The sequence below is a fragment of the Candidatus Kuenenia stuttgartiensis genome (genome assembly GCF_900232105.1).
Lineage (GTDB): Bacteria > Planctomycetota > Brocadiia > Brocadiales > Brocadiaceae > Kuenenia > Kuenenia stuttgartiensis_A.
This window is the reverse complement of sequence record NZ_LT934425.1, coordinates 975,005-1,000,037: the sequence shown is the minus strand read 5'-3', so window position 1 is coordinate 1,000,037 and position 25,033 is coordinate 975,005. Positions and strand designations below refer to the sequence as shown.

Annotated in this window: 21 protein-coding genes and 1 pseudogene; 21 read left to right on the top strand and 1 reads right to left on the bottom strand. The window is 41.0% G+C overall.

The genetic code is table 11. The features are described from left to right. The first annotated feature begins 441 nt into the window (after positions 1 to 441). From KSMBR1_RS04635 to KSMBR1_RS04600, 8 genes are all read left to right on the top strand, one after another. Positions 442 to 1,746, top strand: a complete 1,305-nt coding sequence (locus KSMBR1_RS04635; protein ID WP_099324275.1) for a nucleotide sugar dehydrogenase — start codon at positions 442 to 444, stop codon at positions 1,744 to 1,746. 424 nt (positions 1,747 to 2,170) lie between these two features. Then, positions 2,171 to 2,386, top strand: a complete 216-nt coding sequence (locus tag KSMBR1_RS04630) for a hypothetical protein (protein WP_099324274.1) — start codon at positions 2,171 to 2,173, stop codon at positions 2,384 to 2,386. Then, positions 2,383 to 2,826, top strand: coding sequence for a type II toxin-antitoxin system VapC family toxin (locus KSMBR1_RS04625; protein ID WP_099324273.1), 444 nt, complete (start codon positions 2,383 to 2,385; stop codon positions 2,824 to 2,826). The genes KSMBR1_RS04630 and KSMBR1_RS04625 overlap by 4 nt, the downstream gene beginning before the upstream one ends. Positions 2,827 to 3,241: 415 nt before the next feature. Continuing rightward, the gene (locus KSMBR1_RS04620) at positions 3,242 to 3,493 is read left to right on the top strand and encodes a DUF4258 domain-containing protein (RefSeq protein ID WP_261341085.1); all 252 of its coding nucleotides are present in this window, start codon (positions 3,242 to 3,244) and stop codon (positions 3,491 to 3,493) included. Next, positions 3,493 to 3,705 (top strand): type II toxin-antitoxin system MqsA family antitoxin, encoded by a 213-nt coding sequence (locus KSMBR1_RS04615; RefSeq protein WP_099324271.1) that lies wholly within the window; start codon positions 3,493 to 3,495, stop codon positions 3,703 to 3,705. Before KSMBR1_RS04620 ends, KSMBR1_RS04615 begins: the two co-directional genes overlap by 1 nt. Before the next feature lie 1,213 nt (positions 3,706 to 4,918). Beyond that, complete coding sequence (locus KSMBR1_RS04610; RefSeq protein ID WP_099324270.1) at positions 4,919 to 5,200, top strand: UPF0175 family protein; 282 nt, start codon at positions 4,919 to 4,921, stop codon at positions 5,198 to 5,200. Further along, positions 5,197 to 5,679, top strand: coding sequence for a PIN domain-containing protein (locus KSMBR1_RS04605; protein WP_099324269.1), 483 nt, complete (start codon positions 5,197 to 5,199; stop codon positions 5,677 to 5,679). The genes KSMBR1_RS04610 and KSMBR1_RS04605 overlap by 4 nt, the downstream gene beginning before the upstream one ends. A gap of 534 nt (positions 5,680 to 6,213) precedes the next feature. Further along, positions 6,214 to 6,582, top strand: a complete 369-nt coding sequence (locus KSMBR1_RS04600; protein WP_099324268.1) for a GxxExxY protein — start codon at positions 6,214 to 6,216, stop codon at positions 6,580 to 6,582. Positions 6,583 to 7,219: 637 nt separating this feature from the next. Here KSMBR1_RS04600 and KSMBR1_RS04595 read toward each other — a convergent pair. Then, on the bottom strand, positions 7,220 to 9,103 hold the full coding sequence (locus KSMBR1_RS04595) for an IS1634 family transposase (RefSeq protein WP_099324133.1): 1,884 nt from the start codon (positions 9,101 to 9,103) through the stop codon (positions 7,220 to 7,222). A 331-nt stretch (positions 9,104 to 9,434) separates the two neighbouring features. Here KSMBR1_RS04595 and KSMBR1_RS04590 point away from each other — a divergent pair, with 331 nt between their 5' ends. The 13 genes and pseudogenes from KSMBR1_RS04590 (at position 9,435) to KSMBR1_RS23170 (ending at position 24,848) form a co-directional block, all read left to right on the top strand. After that, the gene (locus KSMBR1_RS04590) at positions 9,435 to 9,695 is read left to right on the top strand and encodes a UPF0175 family protein (protein ID WP_099324267.1); all 261 of its coding nucleotides are present in this window, start codon (positions 9,435 to 9,437) and stop codon (positions 9,693 to 9,695) included. Further along, complete coding sequence (locus tag KSMBR1_RS04585) at positions 9,685 to 10,176, top strand: PIN domain-containing protein (RefSeq protein WP_099324266.1); 492 nt, start codon at positions 9,685 to 9,687, stop codon at positions 10,174 to 10,176. The genes KSMBR1_RS04590 and KSMBR1_RS04585 overlap by 11 nt, the downstream gene beginning before the upstream one ends. A 435-nt stretch (positions 10,177 to 10,611) precedes the next feature. Continuing rightward, positions 10,612 to 10,791: a hypothetical protein gene (locus KSMBR1_RS04580; protein ID WP_099324265.1), complete on the top strand. Its 180-nt coding sequence runs from the start codon at positions 10,612 to 10,614 to the stop codon at positions 10,789 to 10,791. 548 nt (positions 10,792 to 11,339) lie between these two features. After that, complete coding sequence (locus KSMBR1_RS04570) at positions 11,340 to 12,896, top strand: hypothetical protein (protein WP_099323647.1); 1,557 nt, start codon at positions 11,340 to 11,342, stop codon at positions 12,894 to 12,896. Positions 12,897 to 13,244: 348 nt separating this feature from the next. Next, positions 13,245 to 14,801, top strand: coding sequence for a hypothetical protein (locus KSMBR1_RS04565; RefSeq protein ID WP_099323647.1), 1,557 nt, complete (start codon positions 13,245 to 13,247; stop codon positions 14,799 to 14,801). An 837-nt stretch (positions 14,802 to 15,638) separates the two neighbouring features. Next, a complete protein-coding gene (tumA, locus tag KSMBR1_RS04560) occupies positions 15,639 to 15,857 on the top strand; it encodes an antitoxin TumA (RefSeq protein WP_099324263.1) in 219 nt (72 codons plus the stop codon). Between the two features lie 4 nt (positions 15,858 to 15,861). Further along, positions 15,862 to 16,242, top strand: a complete 381-nt coding sequence (gene tumE, locus KSMBR1_RS04555; RefSeq protein WP_197705341.1) for a toxin TumE — start codon at positions 15,862 to 15,864, stop codon at positions 16,240 to 16,242. A 258-nt stretch (positions 16,243 to 16,500) separates the two neighbouring features. Continuing rightward, positions 16,501 to 16,653, top strand: coding sequence for a hypothetical protein (locus KSMBR1_RS04550; protein ID WP_197705340.1), 153 nt, complete (start codon positions 16,501 to 16,503; stop codon positions 16,651 to 16,653). Next, on the top strand, positions 16,620 to 16,856 hold the full coding sequence (locus KSMBR1_RS21805; protein ID WP_197705339.1) for a hypothetical protein: 237 nt from the start codon (positions 16,620 to 16,622) through the stop codon (positions 16,854 to 16,856). Before KSMBR1_RS04550 ends, KSMBR1_RS21805 begins: the two co-directional genes overlap by 34 nt. A 2,212-nt stretch (positions 16,857 to 19,068) precedes the next feature. Further along, positions 19,069 to 20,625, top strand: a complete 1,557-nt coding sequence (locus KSMBR1_RS04535; protein WP_099323647.1) for a hypothetical protein — start codon at positions 19,069 to 19,071, stop codon at positions 20,623 to 20,625. A gap of 31 nt (positions 20,626 to 20,656) precedes the next feature. Beyond that, the gene (locus tag KSMBR1_RS04530; RefSeq protein WP_099324261.1) at positions 20,657 to 21,934 is read left to right on the top strand and encodes a nucleotide sugar dehydrogenase; all 1,278 of its coding nucleotides are present in this window, start codon (positions 20,657 to 20,659) and stop codon (positions 21,932 to 21,934) included. 461 nt (positions 21,935 to 22,395) lie between these two features. Beyond that, positions 22,396 to 23,442, top strand: a complete 1,047-nt coding sequence (locus KSMBR1_RS04525; protein ID WP_099324260.1) for an NAD-dependent epimerase — start codon at positions 22,396 to 22,398, stop codon at positions 23,440 to 23,442. 1,193 nt (positions 23,443 to 24,635) lie between these two features. Next, a pseudogene (locus KSMBR1_RS23170) lies at positions 24,636 to 24,848 on the top strand (type II toxin-antitoxin system HicB family antitoxin). The last annotated feature ends 185 nt before the right edge of the window (positions 24,849 to 25,033 follow it).

Here is a 25,033-nt window from a genome sequence, read left to right as displayed (position 1 = left end):
TTGAAAAATGTACTAATAAGCTCCGTAGGAGCAGCCTGTTTGTGGTAAAATAGGATATTATAACAGATCGTAGAGACAGGTTTGAAACCTGTCTCTGCAATTAGGAGTGATCTGTCTTTTGTAAATCCATATAAACAGGTCTGCCTGAATACGGACATGCCGCTCCTACGGAGCTATTTATTCTATTGAATTTTATTGTGCTACAAACAGACCGCCCCTGCCGGGGCTACATGGTATTTTTTCTATCCTGTGAATTTTTCAAAAAGCTAAAATGTTATTTTTTATTTGTATTTATCCTTGCCCGCCCTGTATGGAACCAAAGGTTATATCGTACGGGGTCTCCATCTGTGGCAAAACCCCTTTGTGTCTAAGTGTCTTCGTGGCAAAATTCACGGGTTAAAAATATATCTTTTGTAATCGCGAGGCTAAAACAAAACAACTATGGAACTAATCGAAAAAATTAAATCAAAGAAGTCGCATATTGGTATCATCGGCCTCGGCTATGTTGGATTGCCGCTGGTCATTGAATTCTGTAAGGCTGGGTTTCAGGTTACCGGCTTCGACATTGATCAAGAAAAAGTAACATTATTGAGCCAGGGCAAAAGCTACATAAAACATATTGATAGTTCACGTATCACGGACGCCGGATCGCGTTTCACTCCCACCACGGATTTTTCGATGTTGTCAGCTATGGACTGCATCATCATATGTGTTCCGACGCCTCTGAACAAATACCGTGAGCCTGATATGTCATATGTCTTTAACACAACAAAGACCATTGCCAGAAATCTTCGCAAGGGTCAGCTTATTGTCCTTGAATCTACTACGTATCCAGGGACTACGGATGAGGACATGAGACCCATGCTTGAGGAGTCAGGGTTAAAAGCTGGCGAGGACTTTTATCTGGCGTTTTCACCGGAGCGGGAAGACCCGAATAATAAGGGTTTTTCAACAAGGACCATCCCGAAAGTGGTTGGCGGTTATACGAATAATTGTCTTACCGTTGCACAAGCCCTTTATGATTCGGTAGTGGTAAAGACCGTCCCGGTTTCTTCAACAAGAGTTGCGGAGGCCACAAAACTACTTGAGAATATCTATAGATCAGTGAATATTGCGATGGTGAACGAACTGAAGATGCTTTTTGACAGGATGGGGATTGATGTGTGGGAGGTCATAGAGGCGGCGAAGACAAAACCCTTTGGATTTCAGGCATTTTATCCCGGCCCGGGTCTTGGTGGACATTGCATACCTATCGATCCCTTTTATTTGACCTGGAAGGCGCGGGAATACGAGTTTTCCACCCGGTTTATAGAGCTTGCAGGGGAAATAAATACCAACATGCCTTATTATGTGGTTCAAAAGACTGTTGAGGCGCTTAATGAGAAAGGGAAAAGCATTAAGGGCGCAAAGATTTTAATACTGGGGCTTTCATATAAAAAAGATATAGACGATACCCGTGAATCTCCCTCGCTGAAGATCATGGAGCTTCTTGGGGAGAAAGACGCCCATGTTGACTACAACGACCCGTATATACCGGTTCTCCCGAAAATGAGGAAATATTCCTTTAATAATAGTTCAGTCCCTTTACATGCCGAGACGCTTGCTAAATATGATGCGGTTGTTATCGCAACAGAGCATGCTGATTACGACCCTGATTTCATTCTAAAAAATTCAAAGCTTATCGTTGATACGAGAAATTTAATTAAGAATCATACGAATCATTCTGATAAGGTAAAAAGAGCATAAAAGAGTAACAATTATGTAGCTACAGATATACAAATAAGCACTGATAAAAGATATTGAGTAAAAATAACTTTGGCAAGTCAAAATAATAAAACTTGTATTATTAAAATTGGATTTTGTATATTATTTGAAATTTGTTGTTTGAGATTTGGTATTTGCCTGTATCTGTGGTAAGAATGCTATTTGTGTCTTAGTGCCTTCGTGGCAAAAATAATTAGCCAGAAATTGAAGAGGATGATAATTAAATAATGAAGGTTTGATACCATTACATAGAACGGAGAAAGTCGATTGTGGGGCATTCTGGATAGAAAATTCCTGGCATCCTCTTTGGCAGACGACTTTTTCGGCAGAATCAAGAAACAAGACTTGACCCCATGACCCCATGCCATGAACACGGCAATACCATTATTTGTTGGGAGGTATTTAAATGAAAATAAAAGAACAGACAATAAAAGAACTTGAAACATTGAGCCCTTCTGAATTGATAACAGTGTATGAAATGATACTTTCCTTGAAAGCGAGGGATAGAAAACGTGAGAGCCGAGAGGGGGAACCAGCCTATCTGAGGGTTAGGAAGGCTTTAAAGCAATGTAAAGGGTCGTTGAGTGAGGATATAAAATTACAGAGAGAAGATAGGATATGATTCTATTCTTTGATACCTCGGCGCTTGCAAAATTCTTCCATAATGAAGAGGGCACGGAAGCGATTACCGACCTGTTAAATTCGCAAGAGAACGAACCCTGGATTTTGGAATTGGCAACACTAGAGTTTATCAGTGTTTTACATAGAAGGTTTAGAGGTAAAGAAATAAATGAAAAGTCGTTAGCTGAAGCAATTGACGGATTTGAAGCAGAACTCACTCGTTTCAACATCGAACCCTTAAGTCATGCAATTGTTCAAGAGGCAGAAGACTTGTTAAAAAGACACGGCAAGGAACATGGGCTTAGAACATTGGACGCATTACATCTCGGATGTTTTAGTTTGGTTTCTGAAAGTGCCTGGCTTTTTGTCTCTGCGGATGAAAACCTTTGCAAGGTTGCAGAGTATATTGGCGCCAGGGTTTTTAATCCGTTAAAAAAGTAGCCGAAGTTAAATATATCCTGGAGAAATTGGGATTCGTTTTTTTATCTGTGTTTATCCGTGCCTGCCCTGTAGGGAACCGAAGGTTATCGTACGGATTTAATTTGTGGCTAAATATGTTTTTAATTTGCTTTTCTTTGCGTACACTATTTCCATGAAGGCAGGCTTTGTTGTGCAGTAATTACTAAATTGGATGTTGTCTGTTATTTGATTTTTGGGATTTGTTATTTGGAATTTACCCGTTTGTGTCTTAGTCCCTTCGTGGCAAAAATAATTACAAAGAATACTTAAAAAGATGTGGGCTGAATTTTGTTTTCTATATTCAAGGTCTGAGCCCAAATACTTTTAATATATTTATGAATATTCTGAGTCTTGCAGGCAAAGTGCAGAAAAGAGGATTTTAGTTCTTCCTCATGCTGTGAGACAAATGTCACGTCCTGATAGAATGATAAGCATGGCTGAAGTTTGCCTTGCTATCGGAAATGGAGAACTGGTAGAAGATTATCCGGAAGATGTTCGTGGCCATAGTTGTCTTATTCCTGGTCAGGGAGAAAGCAATCGTCCAATACATGTTGTCTGTTCACCGAAAACAGAATATCCGGCCGTTATTACTGCTTACCTTCTAAGCGAGCAGGAATGGGAAGAGAATTTTAAAAGGAGGAAACTATAATGAAATGTATGTATTGTCAAGGTGAAATGGAGCGGGGAACTGCACCTTTCCACATTGATCGTAAAAGCTATCATCTGATGTTGGATACTATTCCTGCCTGGGTGTGCGCGCAATGTGGCGAAGTATACTTTGATGAGGCAGAAGCAGATACAATCCAACAGATTATTCGTGCTGTAGACGAAAAAACTGAGAAAATGTCTGTCTCTGTGTAAATATATATGCTCTATTTATCTTTAACTTATTAACCTTAACCTGAAAATGTATTAACCCTGACAGGGTTTAAATCCCTGTCAGGGTTGTTTCTCGTATTAGGCATTTGAATTATAAAGGGCTGGTAACTATTCAGCGTAATCTATTAAACTACCGAAGCACAACTCGTTCTCAAACCTTGTACTGAACATAGTGAAGTATCTGTTTGGGAACGTAATGGCAATGGAAACTACATTCGCGGGTTCAGGTTTGTAACCTGAACCAAACGTTTTATACTTTCAATTCAGCCTTCTATTAGCAGAACAAATGACAAATAAATTCCAGGTTCCAAACAGGGATTTTGTGATTTGGGCATTGGAATTTTACCGCAGTACATGGCCCCATTATACGCATAAACTCATAGGTTCAGGTTACAAACCAATGTCATTAAGTTAAGAATTATTGTAACACTTTGGTTTAAAAAAAACGTATTACCGATAAGCTCCGTAGGAGCAACCTGTTTGTAGTAGATAGGATACCATAACAGATATTAGCTCCGTCAGGAGCGGCCTGTCTTCCTGTCAAGCATATACAGGCCGCTCCTATGGAGCTATTTACCTGTTGAATTTTATTGCGCTACAAACAGACCGCCCCTAAAGGGGCTACATTGTTTTTTATATCCCCTTGGATTTTTCAAATAACTAAGGTGTTAAGAATTATTTTATTAAAAACAACCCCCTTTTTCCTCCTTTATTAAGGGGGACTTTTCTGGCAGGTTGCTTAACTTAATGACATTGGGTTACAAACCTGAACCTGCGGGGAGTCGTGTAATGTTTACGCTAAATAGTTACAAGGGCTGATCCTGTCTATCTTTTATTCACGGCTAAAATATGTTTATGATCTGCTTTTCTTTGCGTACACTATTTCCATGAGGGCAGGCTTTGTTGTGCAGTAATTACTAAATTGGATGTTGTCTGTTATTTGATTTTTGGGATTTGTTATTTGGAATTTACCCGTTTGTGTCTTAGTCCATTAGTGGCAAAAATAATTACAAAGAATACTTAAAAAGATGCGGGCTGAATTTTGTATTCTATATTCAAGGTCTGAGCCCAAATACTTTTCAGAAGGAGGGATTGACAATGGAGTTATTGCATAAGATAGAAGTTCTCAAGGATACTTATCCCGACGAGGCTGAGTTGGACCTATTTTTTCTATTTTTCATAAGGAGATGCCGAAATGTTGGTAAAAAAGATGGAACTGTCCGTTGCTGAAGATATATTACTGGCTCTAAATGAAAAGCCGGCAGAGTTCCTTAAAGATGTGAAAATATTTGCTGCCATCAAGTTCTTTGAAATAGGTAAACTATCCTTGGGAAAGGCTGCTGAATTGGCAGAGATGAGCAAATTAGATTTCATGGAATTGTTATCCAATAACAAGATATCTGTGTATAACTACCCACCGGAAGAACTGGAAGAGGACTTACGCAGTATCCAAAAGGCAAGGGAAGCCTTAAGATGAAGGCGGTAATCAATTCCACACCACTCATCTCCCTGGCTATTATTGACAGATTGTCTTTGCTGGATGAACTTTTTGAAGAAATATATATCCCTAACGCCGTTTTTAAAGAGACAACGAGGAAAGGGAAACGAAAGGCTTCTGTCATTGAAAAATGGGGGGAAAACAGGAAGGCGGATGTTTTAGACATTAAAGCAAAGACAGCACTTGGGTTAATCATTGATGAAGGAGAGGCAGAGGTAATCGTCCTGGCTCAAGAAAAGGATATCGGCCTTGTTATTATAGACGAGGATAAAGCCAGGAAGGTCGCTAAATTGAATGGACTCAATGTCACCGGCACCATAGGAATTTTGTTAGATGCAAAGAAGCAGGGAAAGATTCTGCAATTAAAGCATTCTCTTGATAAGCTGTTAACTGAGGGAATCTATATAAGCGAATATCTTTATGATAATGCGCTTTTACTGGGGAAAGAAAAAAGATAAAGCTTGGAGTTTCTCAGTCTATCAATACCGAAATCGCAAATGAGCGATGAGGAAAGAGTCCGAGACTTTCAGCGTAAACTATATCGAAAAGCCAAACAGGAAGAAGAGACCTACGATATTATCTTTTCAGGAGATTGACGAGATATTATAAGAGGAAAAGTCAGCGCAGGAGCAAGCTCTATAATCGAGGAGCGTTTAAGGAATTAGTCAATAGATATGGGCTAATAGACCCGACAAAATATGTTTCTGTCAGACAACCTGTGAAAGCTTAAGAAGAAGACTGTCGGAAAGCCGTGTGCGGGAAAATCGCATGCACGGTTTGACGAGGGGGGCAGATGATAAGTATATGGCGGAGATATGGTGGCACTGGCGGGAAACCAGCCAGCAAACAGAGAAAACAAACTTCTGCCTAAGTTCTTGTCGTCTGGTTTCTACTCTACTGTACATCCGTAGTTATTTATAAGAGGTTATAAAGAAATTTTTATCAGTGTTCATCAGTGTTCATCCGTGGTTAACATAAGGAGTTAAACTGACATGGAATTATTAGAAAAAGATTTAACTGAGAAAATTATTGGTGCATGTTTTGAGGTTTCAAATGAGCTCGGAACAGGTTTTCTTGAAAGTGTATATGAAAAAGCATTAACTATTGCCCTTTTTGACAAGAAGATAGATGCAAAAGCGCAGGCGCCACTCAAGGTATTATTTAGAGGCAAAGTAGTTGGAGATTTTTATACAGATATCCTCGTTGAGGACAGAGTTATTATTGAATTAAAAGCAGTCAAAGAACTAAGCCCCCAACATGAAGCACAACTAATAAACTACTTGAAAGCAACAGGGATAAAAATAGGTATTATAGTAAATTTTGGCAACCCGAAGCTCGAATGGAAAAGATTAGTGTACTAAAATTTAACCACGAATTCACTTGGCGCGGCCTTTGGCCGCAACCAAATTCGAAATACGAATATCTAAATACAAAACAATTTCAAATGACAAAAACTCAATACTCCAAACTTTACGTAGGCATCATTTAATTAATGCCTTACGTTTGTGCAGCTTGAAAAACGAGCATAAAAAACAAGAAGTTGATGGATTGTAGTACGGATGAACACGGATCAATATTATCAACCTCTTTAACCGAGTTTCTCAGAGTTCATCTGTAGTTATTTATAAGAGGTTATAAAGAAATTTTTATCAGTGTTCATCAGTGTTCATCCGTGGTTAACAAAGGTATTATAGTAAATTTTGGCAAACCGAAGCTCGAATGGAAAAGATTAGTGTACTAAAACTTAACCACGAATTCACACGGATGAACACGGATCAATATTATTAACCTCTTTAACCGTGTTTCTCAGAGTTCATCTGTAGTTATAGTCAAACAAATAAGGTTTTCGAAAAATTTACACCTCCCGTCCCTTCTATAAAGAGGGAATTAAGGGGCGTGCTTGTATCCCATGTTCCGGAAAGAAATTACTAAAGTCAAATTTGGCAAACACTTATAAACATTGATTCTGCGACTACATGTCTTTTGGAAGTCTTTTAATTACTGGCCGAAAACAACATTGGACATTCCAAGTTTTTCCAATAGCATTTGTGTGACGGCGGGAAGTTTCACGGCTTTCTTTAAGGTTTCACCGGTATTTTTAGCCTCAAGAGTGGCGATATCTATATCTTTGAACGGCGCATAGAGTTCCTTTGAGTTTAAAAAATCTTTTTCTCCTATTGCCTTTCGTTGGTTTGATAGATAACGGTTTATAAAATATGCCAGGATGCAGATAGTATAGACGGCTTTAACATGTGCCTCGGTATTGACAAAGAAGGGCCTGATTTTTAAGAACGATTTTACATTTTTAAAGACATCTTCTATTTTTGTCTTGTCCCGATAGGCTCTAACTATAGATTGGGGTTTTGCTTTAAACGCACCTCCATCTTCCCGTTCTGTATGGTTAGTGATAAAAACACATACGCCATCCAACAATCTATCTGCGGCTATAACATCAGTTAACAGCTTGATTTCTATTTTGAAACTTTTGACGGATTTGACCTGCCCGTTTTTCAGTCTATGGGTAACGGTGATGGACGTCAGAACAGGGTCTTCGAAATATTTATGAATCTTTAACCTTTTCAGCTCATCTACAATGCGGCTCTTTGTTGCGTCATATTGCCGGTCTCTTTGGGCATTTTTAAGGTTTTTATTCTCTTCTTTGAGATAATCCTTAAAAAAGGTTATTTTCTCGTCTCTATTATTGCGGTCTTCTATAAATAAAGTGGGATTAAAACCGGTAATAAAACGCTTGTTTCCTATGACGCCATTGTCATGGTAGTATAATTCATCATCATAGTTTAAAAACCCTTGCGGGATAGGTATATCGGAGGCGTCCTTATCTTCTATGGATAACCCATTAAGAGACTTTAAACTGACACCGCAAGAGGGTATCTGATTTCTATCCAATGCCGAGATGTATTTGAGTTTGGCTTCTTCTATCAAATTGGCATTGTCCTCAGAGATTATGCCTCTGTCAAATACAAGGGTGACGTTTTTATCAGTCAATTTGAATCTGGTTTTACAGGCATTGATATTCTGTTTGAGGGTTTTTACCTCAGCGGTGTTCCCGGGGAATACATCCCATTTGAAAGGATATCCCTCAGAGTTGATAAGAACACCCAGTAAGACCTGCCGCCTGCCATGACACTCTATTTTGCCCTTGCCAAATGCCGATAGATCACAGTTATATCCCACAAAGTAGGAAGTAGTTAGGTCGTAGTTGATAAATTTATAGGATTCCGGACGTTTCCAGAAGGTTTGGTTAAAAAGGTGGTTCTCTATAGATATTTTGTTTTTGTGTATTTTATCTAATTCATAATAGATTTTATCGTCATTTAGGCCTGAAAGATCAATTTTAAGAATGTCCTCCAGCGCGCTCTTTTTCGCCCAATGAGGAATGGAATAATGAGAACACGGATCGGTGCACCTGTTAATAGTCAGTATCTTTGCAATCATATTGGTAGGAAGGGCGCCTGCAGTGACATCGTAGTCAAAAGCCTGATCAAGCTGCCACTGGTTCCACAACTCATTAACAACGGCTATATCGAGATATGCCCTGCTTTCCAGGACTGCAACGTCTTTGAGCTGAGTCTGCAATTGATCTGTGTTTTCAACTGTTTTACATATCAGTTTGATTTGCTCGGCTTGAATATCGGAAAGTTTCCCGATGGGCCAAAGTATTCTTTTTCTGACCTTTTTGCCATCCCTGTAGGATTCGGCAATAGAGTAAGATTTATAGGTTTTCCCTTTGTATTTAGAATCGCTATAAGTAAGGTGCATAATGTAGTCCCAATATTCTTTGACTACACTATCATTAATAAAATATTTTGTCAAGTCAGTATTTATAGGGTTATAAAGGATTTGTATTAATAAATAGGCCATTTATTCTGCGACTACATATTATTTTGAATTTGTGGAAACCCGCTTAAAATAAGGATTTTGTTGAAATCTTTCCGGAAAGGGGGTTGTATAGTATGCTTAGTCAAATAAATCTGTTTTTTAGAAAGCCATTTTATTGCCAAATTCCTAAAATCATATTTGTTTGGCTATATTTATAAGAGGTTATAAAGAAATTTTTAGCAGTGTTCATCTGGTGGCAAAAATAATTACAAAGAATACTTAAAAAGATGCGGGCTGAATTTTGTATTCTATATTCAAGGTCTGACCCCAAATATTTGCTTGACAAACCTTGTTGGAAGAGGAGATAAAATTAATGAAAGAAAATGTACTTACTATAAAATATTCAGATGATGTCCTGCTCTCTCTTAAGGAAACCAGAGAAGAGTTCGAAGATGAAGCAAGATATCTTTTAGCATTAAAACTTTATGAGCTTGGCAAAATATCTTCTGGTAAGGCTGCAAAGATGGCTGGTCTGAGCAGGGTTGAGTTTTTGATGAGATTAAAAAAATACAAGGTTTCTCCATTTCAGATGGATTTGGAAGAAATACTAGAGGAAGCCAGAAGTGACAGATAAAGGAATCGTGGTCAATACATCTCCTTGGATTGCCCTTTCAATATGTGGTCAGATTCCGTTACTTGAAAAGCTTTATACGGACGTTTGTGTCCCACTGCATGTCAAAGAAGAGATTATGGCTGGTGGAAGAAAAAGTTTTGGCGTTTATGAACTGGAAACTTGCGAATGGGTAAGAATTGAAAAAGTTCACGATATTGAGAAGATAAAATTGTTGTATGAACTGGAGCAAGGTGAGGCAGAAGTTATCATCCTGGCAAAAGAAAAAGGTATCCAGCATGTGCTGATAGACGAAAAGATTGCAAGACTCCAGGCAAAAGTTTTAGGACTTAAGGTGATTGGGACACTAGGCGTACTGTTAATGGCCAAGAAAAAGGGACTGCTTAATTCAATAAAACCAGCCATTGCCAAGATATTGGGAAACGGTATTTGGATTAGAGACGAAATAGTAGTTGGGATATTACAAGATGCAGGAGAGGAATGAAAATTATTGTTCTGCTAGTTATTAAGATTGTCAGCTTGTTCAATTGGTAGCCAAAGTAAAATGTATTATGGAAAAGTTGTAATTTCGTAATTATTTGGGATTTGTTTCTATCTGTGTTAATCCGGTACGCCAAGAAGCGTATATATATCAGTTGGTGCAAATCCAACCCGCCAATTGACCGTTCGGGCGGTAGTGAAAGAGGCAGAAAGCCTCACGGGAGGACGTAAACAGCGATGAATACGTTCGAGTTCCCTGTAGCGAGCAGTCAGACCGTAGTGCAAGCGAACACGCAGGCTTAGTTACGCTAAAAATACGATAGATGAGCCTCCCAGAGAGGGTGAAATCTGTAATCGCATAGGTAGCAAGAGACAAACGGTAGAACTATGCGGTGTCGTCGGAGTTGAGAGTGACGGTATGACTGTAAAAGGTATATAAATGAACTTGGGAGGTCTCATTATTCAGGTTGATGACCGTAACGCATACTATCAATACCGAAATCGCAAAAGAGCGATGAGGAAAGAGTCCGAGACTTTCAGCGTAAACTATATCGAAAAGCCAAGCAGGAAGAAGAGACCTACGATATTATCTTTTCAGGAGATTGACGAGATATTATAAGAGGAAAAGTCAGCGCAGGAGCAAGCTCTATAATCGAGGAGCGTTTAAGGAATTAGTCAATAGATATGGACTAATAGACCCGACAAAATATGTTTCTGCCAGACAACCTGTGAAAGCTTAAGAAGAAGACTGTCGGAAAGCCGTGTGCGGGAAAATCGCATGCACGGTTTGACGAGGGGGGCAGATGATAAGTATATGGCGGAGATATGGTGGCACTGGCGGGAAACCAGCCAGCAAACAGAGAAAACAAACTTCTGCCTAAGTTCTTGTCGTCTGGTTTCTACTCTACTGTACATCCGTGGTTATTTATAAGAGGTTATAAAGAAATTTTTATCAGTGTTCATCGGTGTTCATCCGTGGTTAACAAAGGTATTATAGTAAATTTTGGCAAACCGAAGCTCGAACGGAAAAGAATAGTGTACTAAAATTTAACCACGAATTCACCTAGCGCGGCCTTTGGCCGCAACCAAAAAGGTGATTTTTAGTTTATTATAAAGTATAGTAGTATCCTCGTAAATAGTAATCAGACAATTTGGAGGACACTACTTATGAATAAGTTGATGGAATTATATCGAGACAGGATCGTGGGTGCAATAAGCGGTCTGGACAGGATTCGTTTTCGCGGGACATTGCGGTGGTTGGCCAGTGAGCGTGGGATGGGAACATTCATGAACCAAGCGAGAATTCTGCTTAAGGATTTTTCCGGTTGGGTCAATGGGCTTACGGCACAGGTGCGAGACAGTTGTGAATCGCGGGCGAAAGATTTGGGTATCGAGGTGCGGTATTTGATGAGCAGCGGTGTTGATAAGGAGAAGTTGGCTCGCCAGATCGCGGCGGATAAGAGGATTACGGAAGGTTCCATCTGCCTGTTGAGTGTGGTAGAGCCTTGTATTGCGCCGATGGTCAAGGGCAACAAGGCCAGCAAGAAGCTCGAGTTGGTAATGGCGCCCCGCAAGTGTGTCTTTGTGTATCATTATTTTAATGATCCAGTGTTTGGTTTTGGTCATGTTCGTATCCAGAGTTGGGCGCCGTTTAATATTTTCATTTGTCTCAATGGTCGTCATTGGCTGGAGCGGCAACTTCAGAAGCAAGGTATTGATTATGTTAAGGACGGCAACTGTTTTGTGCGTATAGAGGATATTGCGGCTGCGCAGGTTCTGCTCCATGAGCAGCTTAAGACTGACTGGGCGAAGCTGCTGAACGGGCTTGCGTTGGGCAGTTGCCCGGCATTGTCGCAGATTCTTCGTCCGTTGGAACCGGAGTATTACTGGTCTGCGGATGAGACGGAGTGGGCGACGGACATCATGTTTAAATCGGTTGAGGCATTGGAGGAGTTGTTTCCATCGTTTGTTCATCATGCGATGCGGGTTTGCGACAGTTCTTCGGTGATGAAGTATTTGGGTAGGCGTAACCTTGCAGGCGCTGCCCCTGATGAGGTTATCAGCGACTATCGAAGACGCTATGAAGGTATACGGGTCAAGCACAGTGTGAATTATAATTCAGTGAAGATGTATAACAAGAGCGGTAGTCTCTTGCGTATTGAGACAACGATCAATAATACGCGGGACTTTAAGGTCTTTCGGAGTCCCAATGATGATGAAGGCAAACCGGCGTCATGGCAGAAGATGCGTAAGGGCGTAAGCGATCTTCATCGACGGTGTGAGGTGAGCCAACAATGCAATGATCGTTATGGGGATGCTTTGGCGGCGGCTCAGGTAGAGGAGAAACTGAAAGAAGTGGTGAGCAGCGCTTGTAACAAGGTTGTCAAAGAGGGCAAGAGGTATCGAGGTTTGAATCCCTGGCAGCAGGATGATTACCAGATGCTGATGTTCCTGTCCAAAGGCGAAAACGCGATAAATGGATTCCGCAACCATGATTTGCGTAAGTGGCTTTACCGGGAATCCGAACAATCCGGCAAGGATCAGCAAAAGAAATATTCCGGACGAACGACCCGACGGATAAAGATGCTGCGGGCACACGGTCTAATCCGCAAAGTTCCGAGGGCCAACCGCTATGTTTTGACGGAGAAAGGCCAGAAGTTCTCTTGTTCACTGATGACCGCTTCAGCCCTTGATATTAAAGCACTTACGGAAATGGCGGCATGAAAAACACGCATAAAAAACAAGAAATTGATGGATAGTAGTACGGATGAACACGGATCAATATTATCAACCTCTTTAACCGTATTTCTCAGAGTTCATCTGTAGTTATTTATAAGAGGTTATAAAGAAATTTTTATCAGTGTTCATCAGTGTTCATCCGTGGTTAACAAAGGTATTATAGTAAATTTTGGCAACCCGAAGCTCGAATGGAAAAGATTGGTGTACTAAAATTTAACCACAAATTCACCTAGCGCGGCCTTTGGCCGCAACCAAAAAGGTGATTTTTAGTTTATTATAAAGTATAGTAGTATCCTCGTAAATAGTAATCAGACAATTTGGAGGACACTACTTATGAATAAGTTGATGGAATTATATCGAGACAGGATCGTGGGTGCAATAAGCGGTCTGGACAGGATTCGTTTTCGCGGGACATTGCGGTGGTTGGCCAGTGAGCGTGGGATGGGAACATTCATGAACCAAGCGAGAATTCTGCTTAAGGATTTTTCCGGTTGGGTCAATGGGCTTACGGCACAGGTGCGAGACAGTTGTGAATCGCGGGCGAAAGATTTGGGTATCGAGGTGCGGTATTTGATGAGCAGCGGTGTTGATAAGGAGAAGTTGGCTCGCCAGATCGCGGCGGATAAGAGGATTACGGAAGGTTCCATCTGCCTGTTGAGTGTGGTAGAGCCTTGTATTGCGCCGATGGTCAAGGGCAACAAGGCCAGCAAGAAGCTCGAGTTGGTAATGGCGCCCCGCAAGTGTGTCTTTGTGTATCATTATTTTAACGATCCAGTGTTTGGTTTTGGTCATGTTCGTATCCAGAGTTGGGCGCCGTTTAATATTTTCATTTGTCTCAATGGTCGTCATTGGCTGGAGCGGCAACTTCAGAAGCAAGGTATTGATTATGTTAAGGACGGCAACTGTTTTGTGCGTATAGAGGATATTGCGGCTGCGCAGGTTCTGCTCCATGAGCAGCTTAAGACTGACTGGGCGAAGCTGCTGAACGGGCTTGCGTTGGGCAGTTGCCCGGCATTGTCGCAGATTCTTCGTCCGTTGGAACCGGAGTATTACTGGTCTGCGGATGAGACGGAGTGGGCGACGGACATCATGTTTAAATCGGTTGAGGCATTGGAGGAGTTGTTTCCATCGTTTGTTCATCATGCGATGCGGGTTTGCGACAGTTCTTCGGTGATGAAGTATTTGGGTAGGCGTAACCTTGCAGGCGCTGCCCCTGATGAGGTTATCAGCGACTATCGAAGACGCTATGAAGGTATACGGGTCAAGCACAGTGTGAATTATAATTCAGTGAAGATGTATAACAAGAGCGGTAGTCTCTTGCGTATTGAGACAACGATCAATAATACGCGGGACTTTAAGGTCTTTCGGAGTCCCAATGATGATGAAGGCAAACCGGCGTCATGGCAGAAGATGCGTAAGGGCGTAAGCGATCTTCATCGACGGTGTGAGGTGAGCCAACAATGCAATGATCGTTATGGGGATGCTTTGGCGGCGGCTCAGGTAGAGGAGAAACTGAAAGAAGTGGTGAGCAGCGCTTGTAACAAGGTTGTCAAAGAGGGCAAGAGGTATCGAGGTTTGAATCCCTGGCAGCAGGATGATTACCAGATGCTGATGTTCCTGTCCAAAGGCGAAAACGCGATAAATGGATTCCGCAACCATGATTTGCGTAAGTGGCTTTACCGGGAATCCGAACAATCCGGCAAGGATCAGCAAAAGAAATATTCCGGACGAACGACCCGACGGATAAAGATGCTGCGGGCACACGGTCTAATCCGCAAAGTTCCGAGGGCCAACCGCTATGTTTTGACGGAGAAAGGCCAGAAGTTCTCTTGTTCACTGATGACCGCTTCAGCCCTTGATATTAAAGCACTTACGGAAATGGCGGCATGAAAAACACGCATAAAAAACAAGAAATTGATGGATAGTAGTACGGATCAATATTATCAACCTCTTTAACCGTATTTCTCAGAGTTCATCTGTAGTTATTTATAAGAGGTTATAAAGAAATTTTTATCAGTGTTCATCGGTGTTCATCCGTGGTTAACAAAGGTATTATAGTAAATTTTGGCAACCCGAAGCTCGAATGGAAAAGAATAGTGTACTAAAATTTAACCACGAATTCACTTGGCGCGGCCTTTGGCCGCAACCAAATTCGAAATACGAATATCTAAATACAAAACAATTTCAAATGACAAAAACTCAATACTCCAAACTTTACGTAGGCATCATTTAATTAATGCCTTACGTTTGTGCAGCTTGAAAAACGAGCATAAAAAACAAGAAGTTGATGGATTGTAGTACGGATGAACACGGATCAATATTATCAACCTCTTTAACCGTATTTCTCAGTGTTCATCTGTAGTTATTTATAAGAGGTTATAAAGAAATTTTTATCAGTGTTCATCAGTGTTCATCCGTGGTTGACAAAGGTATTATAGTAAATTTTGGCAAACCGAAGCTCGAATGGAAAAGAATAGTGTACTAAAACTTAACCACGAATTCACACGGATGAACACGGATCAATATTATTAACCTCTTTATCAGAGTTCATCAGAGTTCATCCGTAGTTATTTATAAGAGGTTATAAAGAAATTTTTATCAGTGTTCATCTGGTGGCAAAAATAATTACAAAGAATACTTAAAAAGATGCAGGCTGAATTTTGTATTCTATATTCAAGATCTGACCACAAATACTTCGTGACCCCAAATACTTCGGAAGGAGGAAATATGAGAAAACAAAGAATTGAGTATGATTCGCCTGTAGACGCTCTTGTAGCTATAGCCAAGCATCTCAGCATTTTTGAAAATCGATACCGTATGACATCGGAGGAGTTTTTCGACAAGTTTAGCAAGGGACAGTTGGAAGACTCCGAGGATTTCGTCGAATGGGCGAATGACTATCAACATTATGTTACGATCAGGCTTGAAATAGAGGCACATGTGTAGCATATTGCTTGATTTTCTATCAAGATATCTTAGGGAAGTTGAAGTCGCAGTTCGGCAGGCGGAAGGCGCCTATGTGGAGCGTTACGAAGAGGAGATTGTGGCGGCTAGTCGTGTGAACTTGCGGATACGAGTGCGTTTCCGGAGGGGACATATGCTGGAGTTGAATGAAGCAGTTGTTGGTGAAGCCGGTCGACCCAGGCGCCTTGGCTATCGCTATCATTTTCAGGACGAGCAAAACAAGCTTGTCTTTCGATATGACAACACGCCGCATTTTCCAGGACTTGAGAATTTCCCTCATCACAAGCACATTCCGGACAATGTAGCGGGCGCTGTCGAACCTTCGATTCTTAAGGTTATTGAGGAGGCAAGGCAGTTAGCCCAATGATACAAAAAAGTATTTTGAATAGATTTTCTTATAAATATCTACCTGGTATATTTGATTTTTGGTATTTCATATTTTGGATATTATTTGTCACCGTGGGCATTTGCTTAACATTTAAGATGCGGCCCTCATGTTTTCATGGTATTTTATAGATGGGTGGACATAGAGGTATTTTTTAAAAGGGAATTCTGGCAACAGGCCGTCAAGGCCTGTCCCCAGATTTTCTCATTGACAATACGGATAAATAAGGAGGGATAAACTATGGATACATCTGCGGCCACAACTATGATTAAGATGCTTGAAACTGTGCCGGACCAGCTTCAGGAAACCGTTGTCGAGCATATGCGCGACTACATCGAATACCTCCTGGATGAGGCTAAATGGAAGAATTCGTTTTCCAGGAACCCAGGATAAGCTTATCGGAGCCGCACGTCAGGTCCGCCAGGAGATCGTCGGAGGAAAGAGCAGTCCTCTGGATGTCGAGAAATTATGAAATCAGCGACACTGCCGTCTTTCTGGGAACATTACGGCAAACTTACGCCGGATATCAGGACAAGGGCAAAGAAGGCATACTGTCTTTGGTCGGAGTACCCCTTCCATCCGTCGTTGCGCTTTAAGTGCATCAATAAGCCGGAGAATATCTGGTAGGTTCGGGTGACGCCTGGATACCGGGCCATAGTCATCATGGACAATGATATCGTTTTTCGGTTGAAATAAGTAAGGTGTCCCCGGAATTACCCATTTCTCAAAAACAAATATGGAACTAATCGAAAAAATTAAATCAAAGAAGTCGCATATTGGTGTTATCGGACTCCGCTAATGTTGGATTGCCACTGGTCATTGAATTCTGCAAGGCCGGGTTTCAGGTTACCGGCTTCGACATTGGTCCTGAAAAGGTAAAATTGTTGAGCCAGGGCAAAAGCTACATAAAACATATTGATAGTTTCCGGATCACGGACACCGGATTCTACTTGTGCATTCCCTATTCTTTGCAAAAAAAGCAATCAGTAGGGATTAATAGTAACGTAGAGACAGGTTTCAAACCTATCTTTACCGCGTTAGTTTTTTTAAAAATTCTAACATTAGCGATGTTTGCCGCATAGTGTAGGGGGGGCGAAGCATTTGCTGTAAATTGTCATAAATGTGTTCATACCTAAACTGGCAAATGCTTCGCCCTTACTTTTTCAAAAAACTAAAGTGTTACCAAAAAAGGCACCTCAGGAGTTCTGGAATACCCTTTTTAAATCCGTTCGCAAGTTTATGAAAAATGGGAAGTGTCCCCAATTCGTGCGCAAATATTGCACTATAATACAATAGAAAAAAAGGCATTCGTTTATCGTGTGCTTCATCCTTGTCAATATAATCCCCCAAATCACAATGCTTTCAAGCCGTGTTTGATTTTCTGCAAACTTTGCAAAGAAAAACAAATATAAAAAAGGCCTATCCTTTTGTTATTTGCCCAATTTACCATACTCTGAAACCCCTGGTATTTCTAACGTATAGCCAGATAACCAATTACAATAAATCTTAAATTATTAAACCATATTGGTATATCAATTGATTATTCATGATTTTTGTAAGTTTCTCTACGTGCCCTTTGTGTCCTGTATTCTTTGTACGTAAAAAAATGTCATTGCGAGGAGTGGAGCGACGAAGCAATCTCTTGTTCCCAAAAGATGTAAGATTGCTTCGCTGTCGCTCGCAATGACGGTATCAATGTAGATATTTTAATGAAACTCTATACTAGTTTGGAGTATTTGGTTTTGGGGTAACAATTTAGTTTTTTGAGACCGTAGGGGCGAAGCATTTGCAATAACTGGCATAAATGCGTTCATGCCCGGACATGCAAATGCTTCGCCCCTACACCGTGCGGCAAAACAATGTTATTATTGGAATTTTTCAAAAAACTAAAGTATTACGTTTTTTATCATTTGAATTTGTTTCGTATTTCGATATTCGTATTTCGAATTTGGTTTCAGCCAAAGGCCGCGCCAAGCCCTTTGTGGTTAAACTCTTTTTGGCTGCGTATGGCATAAAGCCCTGGAATTTTCCAAGATGCCGTAGCACTCGACGCCCGGCAAATTGCCGACTGCCAGATTTATGCTGTATCCGTTCACTTGTTACATAAGTTATTCATGTAACTGAGAGGGACGAAGTCCTTGTAAATTAGGCCTTCGACGACTTTTTCGCCACGAAGACACAAAGCCACAAAGAAAAACCTTGGTGTCTTAGTGGCAACTTTGAATTTCCTATACATTACTGGTATATCATCAGAATAATACTGTTTTGGATTTCGGGAATTTGATCTTTGAAATTATTTGAAATTTGGTAACACTTTAGTCTTTTGAAAAAGTAAAAACGCTGGTTCCTAAGCCGGAGTTTGAGAACGAGTGTGATTGCTCAAACTGTCCCCCGCTGGCGGGGGTGTAGGGGGTGGAATTGAGGGGCAGGAATGCAGAATGACTGCTGAGCAGCATGATTTTACTTTGATGGTTTTTCAAAAGACTAAAGTGTTACGAAATTTGTTATTTGTCGTTTGGAATTTCTTAATTAGCTGCTATTTGAGTTTTGGTATTTAACATTTTGGAACTATACTCAAGGGGTTCACAAAATATGATTCCAGAAATGCTATAACTATTTATGTCAACAAAAGTTAAACTCAACCATAGAAATCCATATTTATGAACTCTTACAGTATAATCGAAAAAATTAAATCAAAGAAGGCCTAGCGCGGCCTTTGGCCGCAACCAAAAAGGTGATTTTTAGTTTATTATAAAGTATAGTAGTATCCTCGTAAATAGTAATCAGACAATTTGGAGGACACTACTTATGAATAAGTTGATGGAATTATATCGAGACAGGATCGTGGGTGCAATAAGCGGTCTGGACAGGATTCGTTTTCGCGGGACATTGCGGTGGTTGGCCAGTGAGCGTGGGATGGGAACATTCATGAACCAAGCGAGAATTCTGCTTAAGGATTTTTCCGGTTGGGTCAATGGGCTTACGGCACAGGTGCGAGACAGTTGTGAATCGCGGGCGAAAGATTTGGGTATCGAGGTGCGGTATTTGATGAGCAGCGGTGTTGATAAGGAGAAGTTGGCTCGCCAGATCGCGGCGGATAAGAGGATTACGGAAGGTTCCATCTGCCTGTTGAGTGTGGTAGAGCCTTGTATTGCGCCGATGGTCAAGGGCAACAAGGCCAGCAAGAAGCTCGAGTTGGTAATGGCGCCCCGCAAGTGTGTCTTTGTGTATCATTATTTTAACGATCCAGTGTTTGGTTTTGGTCATGTTCGTATCCAGAGTTGGGCGCCGTTTAATATTTTCATTTGTCTCAATGGTCGTCATTGGCTGGAGCGGCAACTTCAGAAGCAAGGTATTGATTATGTTAAGGACGGCAACTGTTTTGTGCGTATAGAGGATATTGCGGCTGCGCAGGTTCTGCTCCATGAGCAGCTTAAGACTGACTGGGCGAAGCTGCTGAACGGGCTTGCGTTGGGCAGTTGCCCGGCATTGTCGCAGATTCTTCGTCCGTTGGAACCGGAGTATTACTGGTCTGCGGATGAGACGGAGTGGGCGACGGACATCATGTTTAAATCGGTTGAGGCATTGGAGGAGTTGTTTCCATCGTTTGTTCATCATGCGATGCGGGTTTGCGACAGTTCTTCGGTGATGAAGTATTTGGGTAGGCGTAACCTTGCAGGCGCTGCCCCTGATGAGGTTATCAGCGACTATCGAAGACGCTATGAAGGTATACGGGTCAAGCACAGTGTGAATTATAATTCAGTGAAGATGTATAACAAGAGCGGTAGTCTCTTGCGTATTGAGACAACGATCAATAATACGCGGGACTTTAAGGTCTTTCGGAGTCCCAATGATGATGAAGGCAAACCGGCGTCATGGCAGAAGATGCGTAAGGGCGTAAGCGATCTTCATCGACGGTGTGAGGTGAGCCAACAATGCAATGATCGTTATGGGGATGCTTTGGCGGCGGCTCAGGTAGAGGAGAAACTGAAAGAAGTGGTGAGCAGCGCTTGTAACAAGGTTGTCAAAGAGGGCAAGAGGTATCGAGGTTTGAATCCCTGGCAGCAGGATGATTACCAGATGCTGATGTTCCTGTCCAAAGGCGAAAACGCGATAAATGGATTCCGCAACCATGATTTGCGTAAGTGGCTTTACCGGGAATCCGAACAATCCGGCAAGGATCAGCAAAAGAAATATTCCGGACGAACGACCCGACGGATAAAGATGCTGCGGGCACACGGTCTAATCCGCAAAGTTCCGAGGGCCAACCGCTATGTTTTGACGGAGAAAGGCCAGAAGTTCTCTTGTTCACTGATGACCGCTTCAGCCCTTGATATTAAAGCACTTACGGAAATGGCGGCATGAAAAACACGCATAAAAAACAAGAAATTGATGGATAGTAGTACACATTGGCATTATCGGCCTCGGCTATGTTGGATTGCCTCTGGTCATTGAATTCTGCAAGGCAGGGTTTCAGGTGACAGGCTTCGACATTGACCCTGAAAAGGTAAAATTACTGAGTCAGGGCAAAAGCTATATCAAACATATTGATAGTTCACGTATCACGGACGCCGGATCGCGTTTCACCCCCACCACGGATTTCTCGAAGTTATCAGCTATGGACTGTATCATCATCTGTGTTCCGACGCCGCTGAACAAATACCGTGAGCCTGATATGTCATATGTCTTTAACACAACAAAGACTATTGCCGGAAATCTTCGCAAGGGACAGCTTATTGTCCTTGAATCCACTACGTATCCAGGGACTACGGATGAGGACATGAGACCCATACTTGAGGAGTCGGGGTTAAAAGCTGGTGAGGATTTTTATCTTGCGTTTTCACCGGAGCGGGAAGATCCGAATAATAAGGGTTTTTCAACAAGGACAATCCCTAAAGTGGTTGGCGGTTATACGGATAATTGTCTTACCGTTGCACAAGCCCTTTATGATTCGGTAGTGGTAAAGACCGTCCCGGTTTCTTCAACAAGAGTTGCGGAGGCCACAAAACTACTTGAGAATATCTATAGATCTGTGAACATAGCGCTGGTGAACGAACTGAAGATGCTCTTTGATAGGATGGGGATTGACGTTTGGGAAGTTATAGAGGCGGCAAAGACAAAACCCTTTGGATTTCAGGCATTTTATCCCGGCCCTGGTCTTGGGGGACATTGCATACCTATCGATCCCTTTTATTTGACCTGGAAGGCGAGGGAATATGAGTTTTCCACCCGGTTTATAGAGCTTGCAGGGGAAATAAATACCAACATGCCCTATTATGTGGTTCAAAAGACTGTTGAGGCGCTTAATGAGAAAGGGAAAAGCATTAAGGGCGCAAAGATTTTAATACTGGGGCTTTCATATAAAAAGGATATAGACGATACCCGTGAATCACCCTCGCTGAAGATCATGGAGCTTCTTGTGGAGAAAAATGCACATGTTGACTATAACGACCCGTATATACCGGTTCTCCCGAAAATGAGGAAATACACATTTAATAATAGCTCCGTTCCTTTACATGCAGAGACGCTTGCTAAATATGATGCCGTTCTTATCGCAACAGAGCACTCGGATTACGACCCTGAATTTATCTTAAAAAATGCAAAACTTATCGTTGATACGAGAAATTTAATTAAGAATCATACGAATCATTCTGATAAGGTAAAAAGAGCGTAAAAGGGTAGTAAAATTTAGCCACGGATATACTTGGCGCGGCCTTTGGCCGCAACCAAATTCGAAATACGAATATCTAAATACAAAACAATTTCAAATGACAAAAACTCAATACTCCAAACTTTACGTAGGCATCATTTAATTAATGCCTTACGTTTGTGCAGCTTGAAAAACGAGCATAAAAAACAAGAAGTTGATGGATTGTAGTACGAATAAGCACTGATAAAAGATATTGAGTAAAAATAACTTTGGCAGGTGAAAATAATAAAACTTGTATTATTAAAATTGGATTTTGAATATTATTTGAAATTTGTTATTTGAGTTTTGGTATTTCATATTTTGGATATTGCGGGCTGAATTTTGTTTTCTATATTCGAGGTCTGGCCCCAAATATGTTCCTTTCCCCCCTTTTCTGAGTGGAGATGGTGTACGGCTATGGCGGTTATAAAGGAGAATATTGATACATGAGAAAAATATTGGTTACAGGGGCGGCTGGTTTTATTGGTTTTCACTTATCCAAAAGATTAATTGCACTTGGAGAGGATGTAATTGGATTAGATAACCTCAATGATTACTACGACGTAAATCTTAAATATGCCCGTTTGAAACAGCTTGAAGGACATACAAATTTTAAGTTTATAAAAGGGGACATTGCACAGAGAGAAGCAATCACAAAGCTCTTTTCAAACCAGAAATTTGACATCGTTGTAAATCTTGCTGCCCAGGCGGGGGTGAGGTATTCTTTGACAAATCCTTATGCCTACATAGACAGCAATATCAACGGATTTATGAATATCCTCGAAGGATGCAGGCATAATAAAGTGAAACATCTTGTCTATGCCTCTTCAAGTTCTGTTTACGGAGCCAATACAAAAATGCCCTTTTCCGTCCATCACAACGTTGACCATCCCGTTTCCCTTTATGCCGCCACTAAAAAAGCCAATGAACTCATGGCTCATACCTATTCAAGCCTGTATAAGATTCCATGTACTGGGCTCAGATTCTTTACTGTATATGGTCCATGGGGAAGGCCAGACATGGCATTGTTTCTCTTTACAAAGGCAATATTAGAGGGAAGGCCAATAGATGTGTTTAATCATGGAAAGATGCAGAGGGATTTTACCTATATAGAAGACATTATTGAGGGTGTAGTCAGGGTGATGGATAAAACTCCGGAACCAAATCCTGAATGGAATGGCGATAAACCAGATGCTGCTACGAGCTATGCGCCATATAAGCTTTATAACATAGGAAATAATAATCCCGTTGAGCTTATGCATTTTATTGAAGTTCTTGAAGATTATCTTGGTAAAAAGGCGGTAAAAAATCTTTTACCTCTGCAACAAGGCGACGTTCCTGCAACATATGCCGATATTGACGATTTAGTACGAGATGTTGATTTTAAACCGTCTACTCCAATAGAAGAAGGGATTAAGAGGTTTGTGGGGTGGTACAGGGAATATCTTGGCGCGGCCTTTGGCCGCAACCAAATTCGAAATACGAATATCTAAATACAAAACAATTTCAAATGACAAAAACTCAATACTCCAAACTTTACGTAGGCATCATTTAATTAATGCCTTACGTTTGTGCAGCTTGAAAAACGAGCATAAAAAACAAGAAGTTGATGGATTGTAGTACAAAGTATAACTTTATTGACTTACACCAATTAGTAAATACGGAATTTGAAGGTTTAAGGATCTTGAGGCATATTATGTAAGGGCATCTGGAAGGGGTTAGGAAGATGGGAAGAGTCTCTGTTTTCCAAAAAGGGGAATGTCAAGAAACAACAGGTTGTCCGCGAATTGCCTTGAGTACCAAATACTATACTACATATTGATCAATCATATTAATATTAGACAACATATAGTATACATTAAAGATTACGATTGCATTCTCGGACGACCTGACAAGACTTGACCCCATTAATCCCACAATTCCGAAACCCTAAGAAAAAATGGTGTACGCCAGGAGCATTCCCGATTTTTTGTAACCGTTTGTGTGATTGGGGCAAAACAACGCTGCCAGGGGTTAATACTACTGTACGTTTCATTAAAAACATGGCAGAAGTCACAAAAAACCGGGAATGCACCCGGATCAACACCACAAGTGCATGAAAGCTGCAAGGGATGTGGCAAGCCTGTCCCCCGCTGGCGGGGGATTAAGGGGGTGGAATTGTCTGCGGAGCATGGGAAAGAGGGGCAAATTTGCTTTCATAATAAAGGAGTAGTTGAATCGGTGGAGAAATCCAGTCCACCCCCTGCACCCCCGCCAGCGGGGGACATAGTTTGAACAGGAGCATTCCCGATTTTTGGTTAACTAATTGTACATTGTACCACAAGCATCCCTGCTTGTGGTATTTTACCCTCAAGCTGGATGCTTGTGTTACTATTCCCCCCCTGCTAATGACATTTTTACAAAAAATCGGGAATGCTCCCTGTACGCCTGTGGCGGTTATAAAAGGGAATATTAATATATGAGAAAGATATTGGTTACCGGTGCGGCTGGTTTTATTGGTTTTCATCTTTGTATAAAAATATGAAATGAATAAAAAAAAGGTACTTGATAAAATTCTTTCTGGATTATCGGATAAAAATATAAGATTTGAAGATTTAAGAAAGCTGACTTTATGGAAAAGCTAAAGCATATCAAGTAAAACAGATAAGAAACCTGATACTAAAATATAAACTTAATAAGGAGGTTGATGATGTATAAATATGAAATGATAATATATTGGAGTGACGTAGATAATTTATATATTGTATAAGTTCCTGAGTTACCTGGTTGTATGTCAGATGGTGTATCATATGAAGATGCTATATGGAATGTGAAGATTGCGATTTCAGAATGGATAGAAACGGCAAAGAGCCTTGGTAGAGAAATACCAGAACCAAAAGGAAGACTTATTTATGCGTAGAAATACCCACAGTTAATTTAAAGACGAACCTTATTAATGCTAAAACAGCAACTCAAAACTTATTGTCTAACACTGAACACTGACACAAGCACTGATAGTTGCGCTTATTCGTATCCATTCGTGCCTGCCCTGTGGGGAACCGAAGGTTATCGTACGGGGTTCATCTGTGGTAAGAAAACTATTTG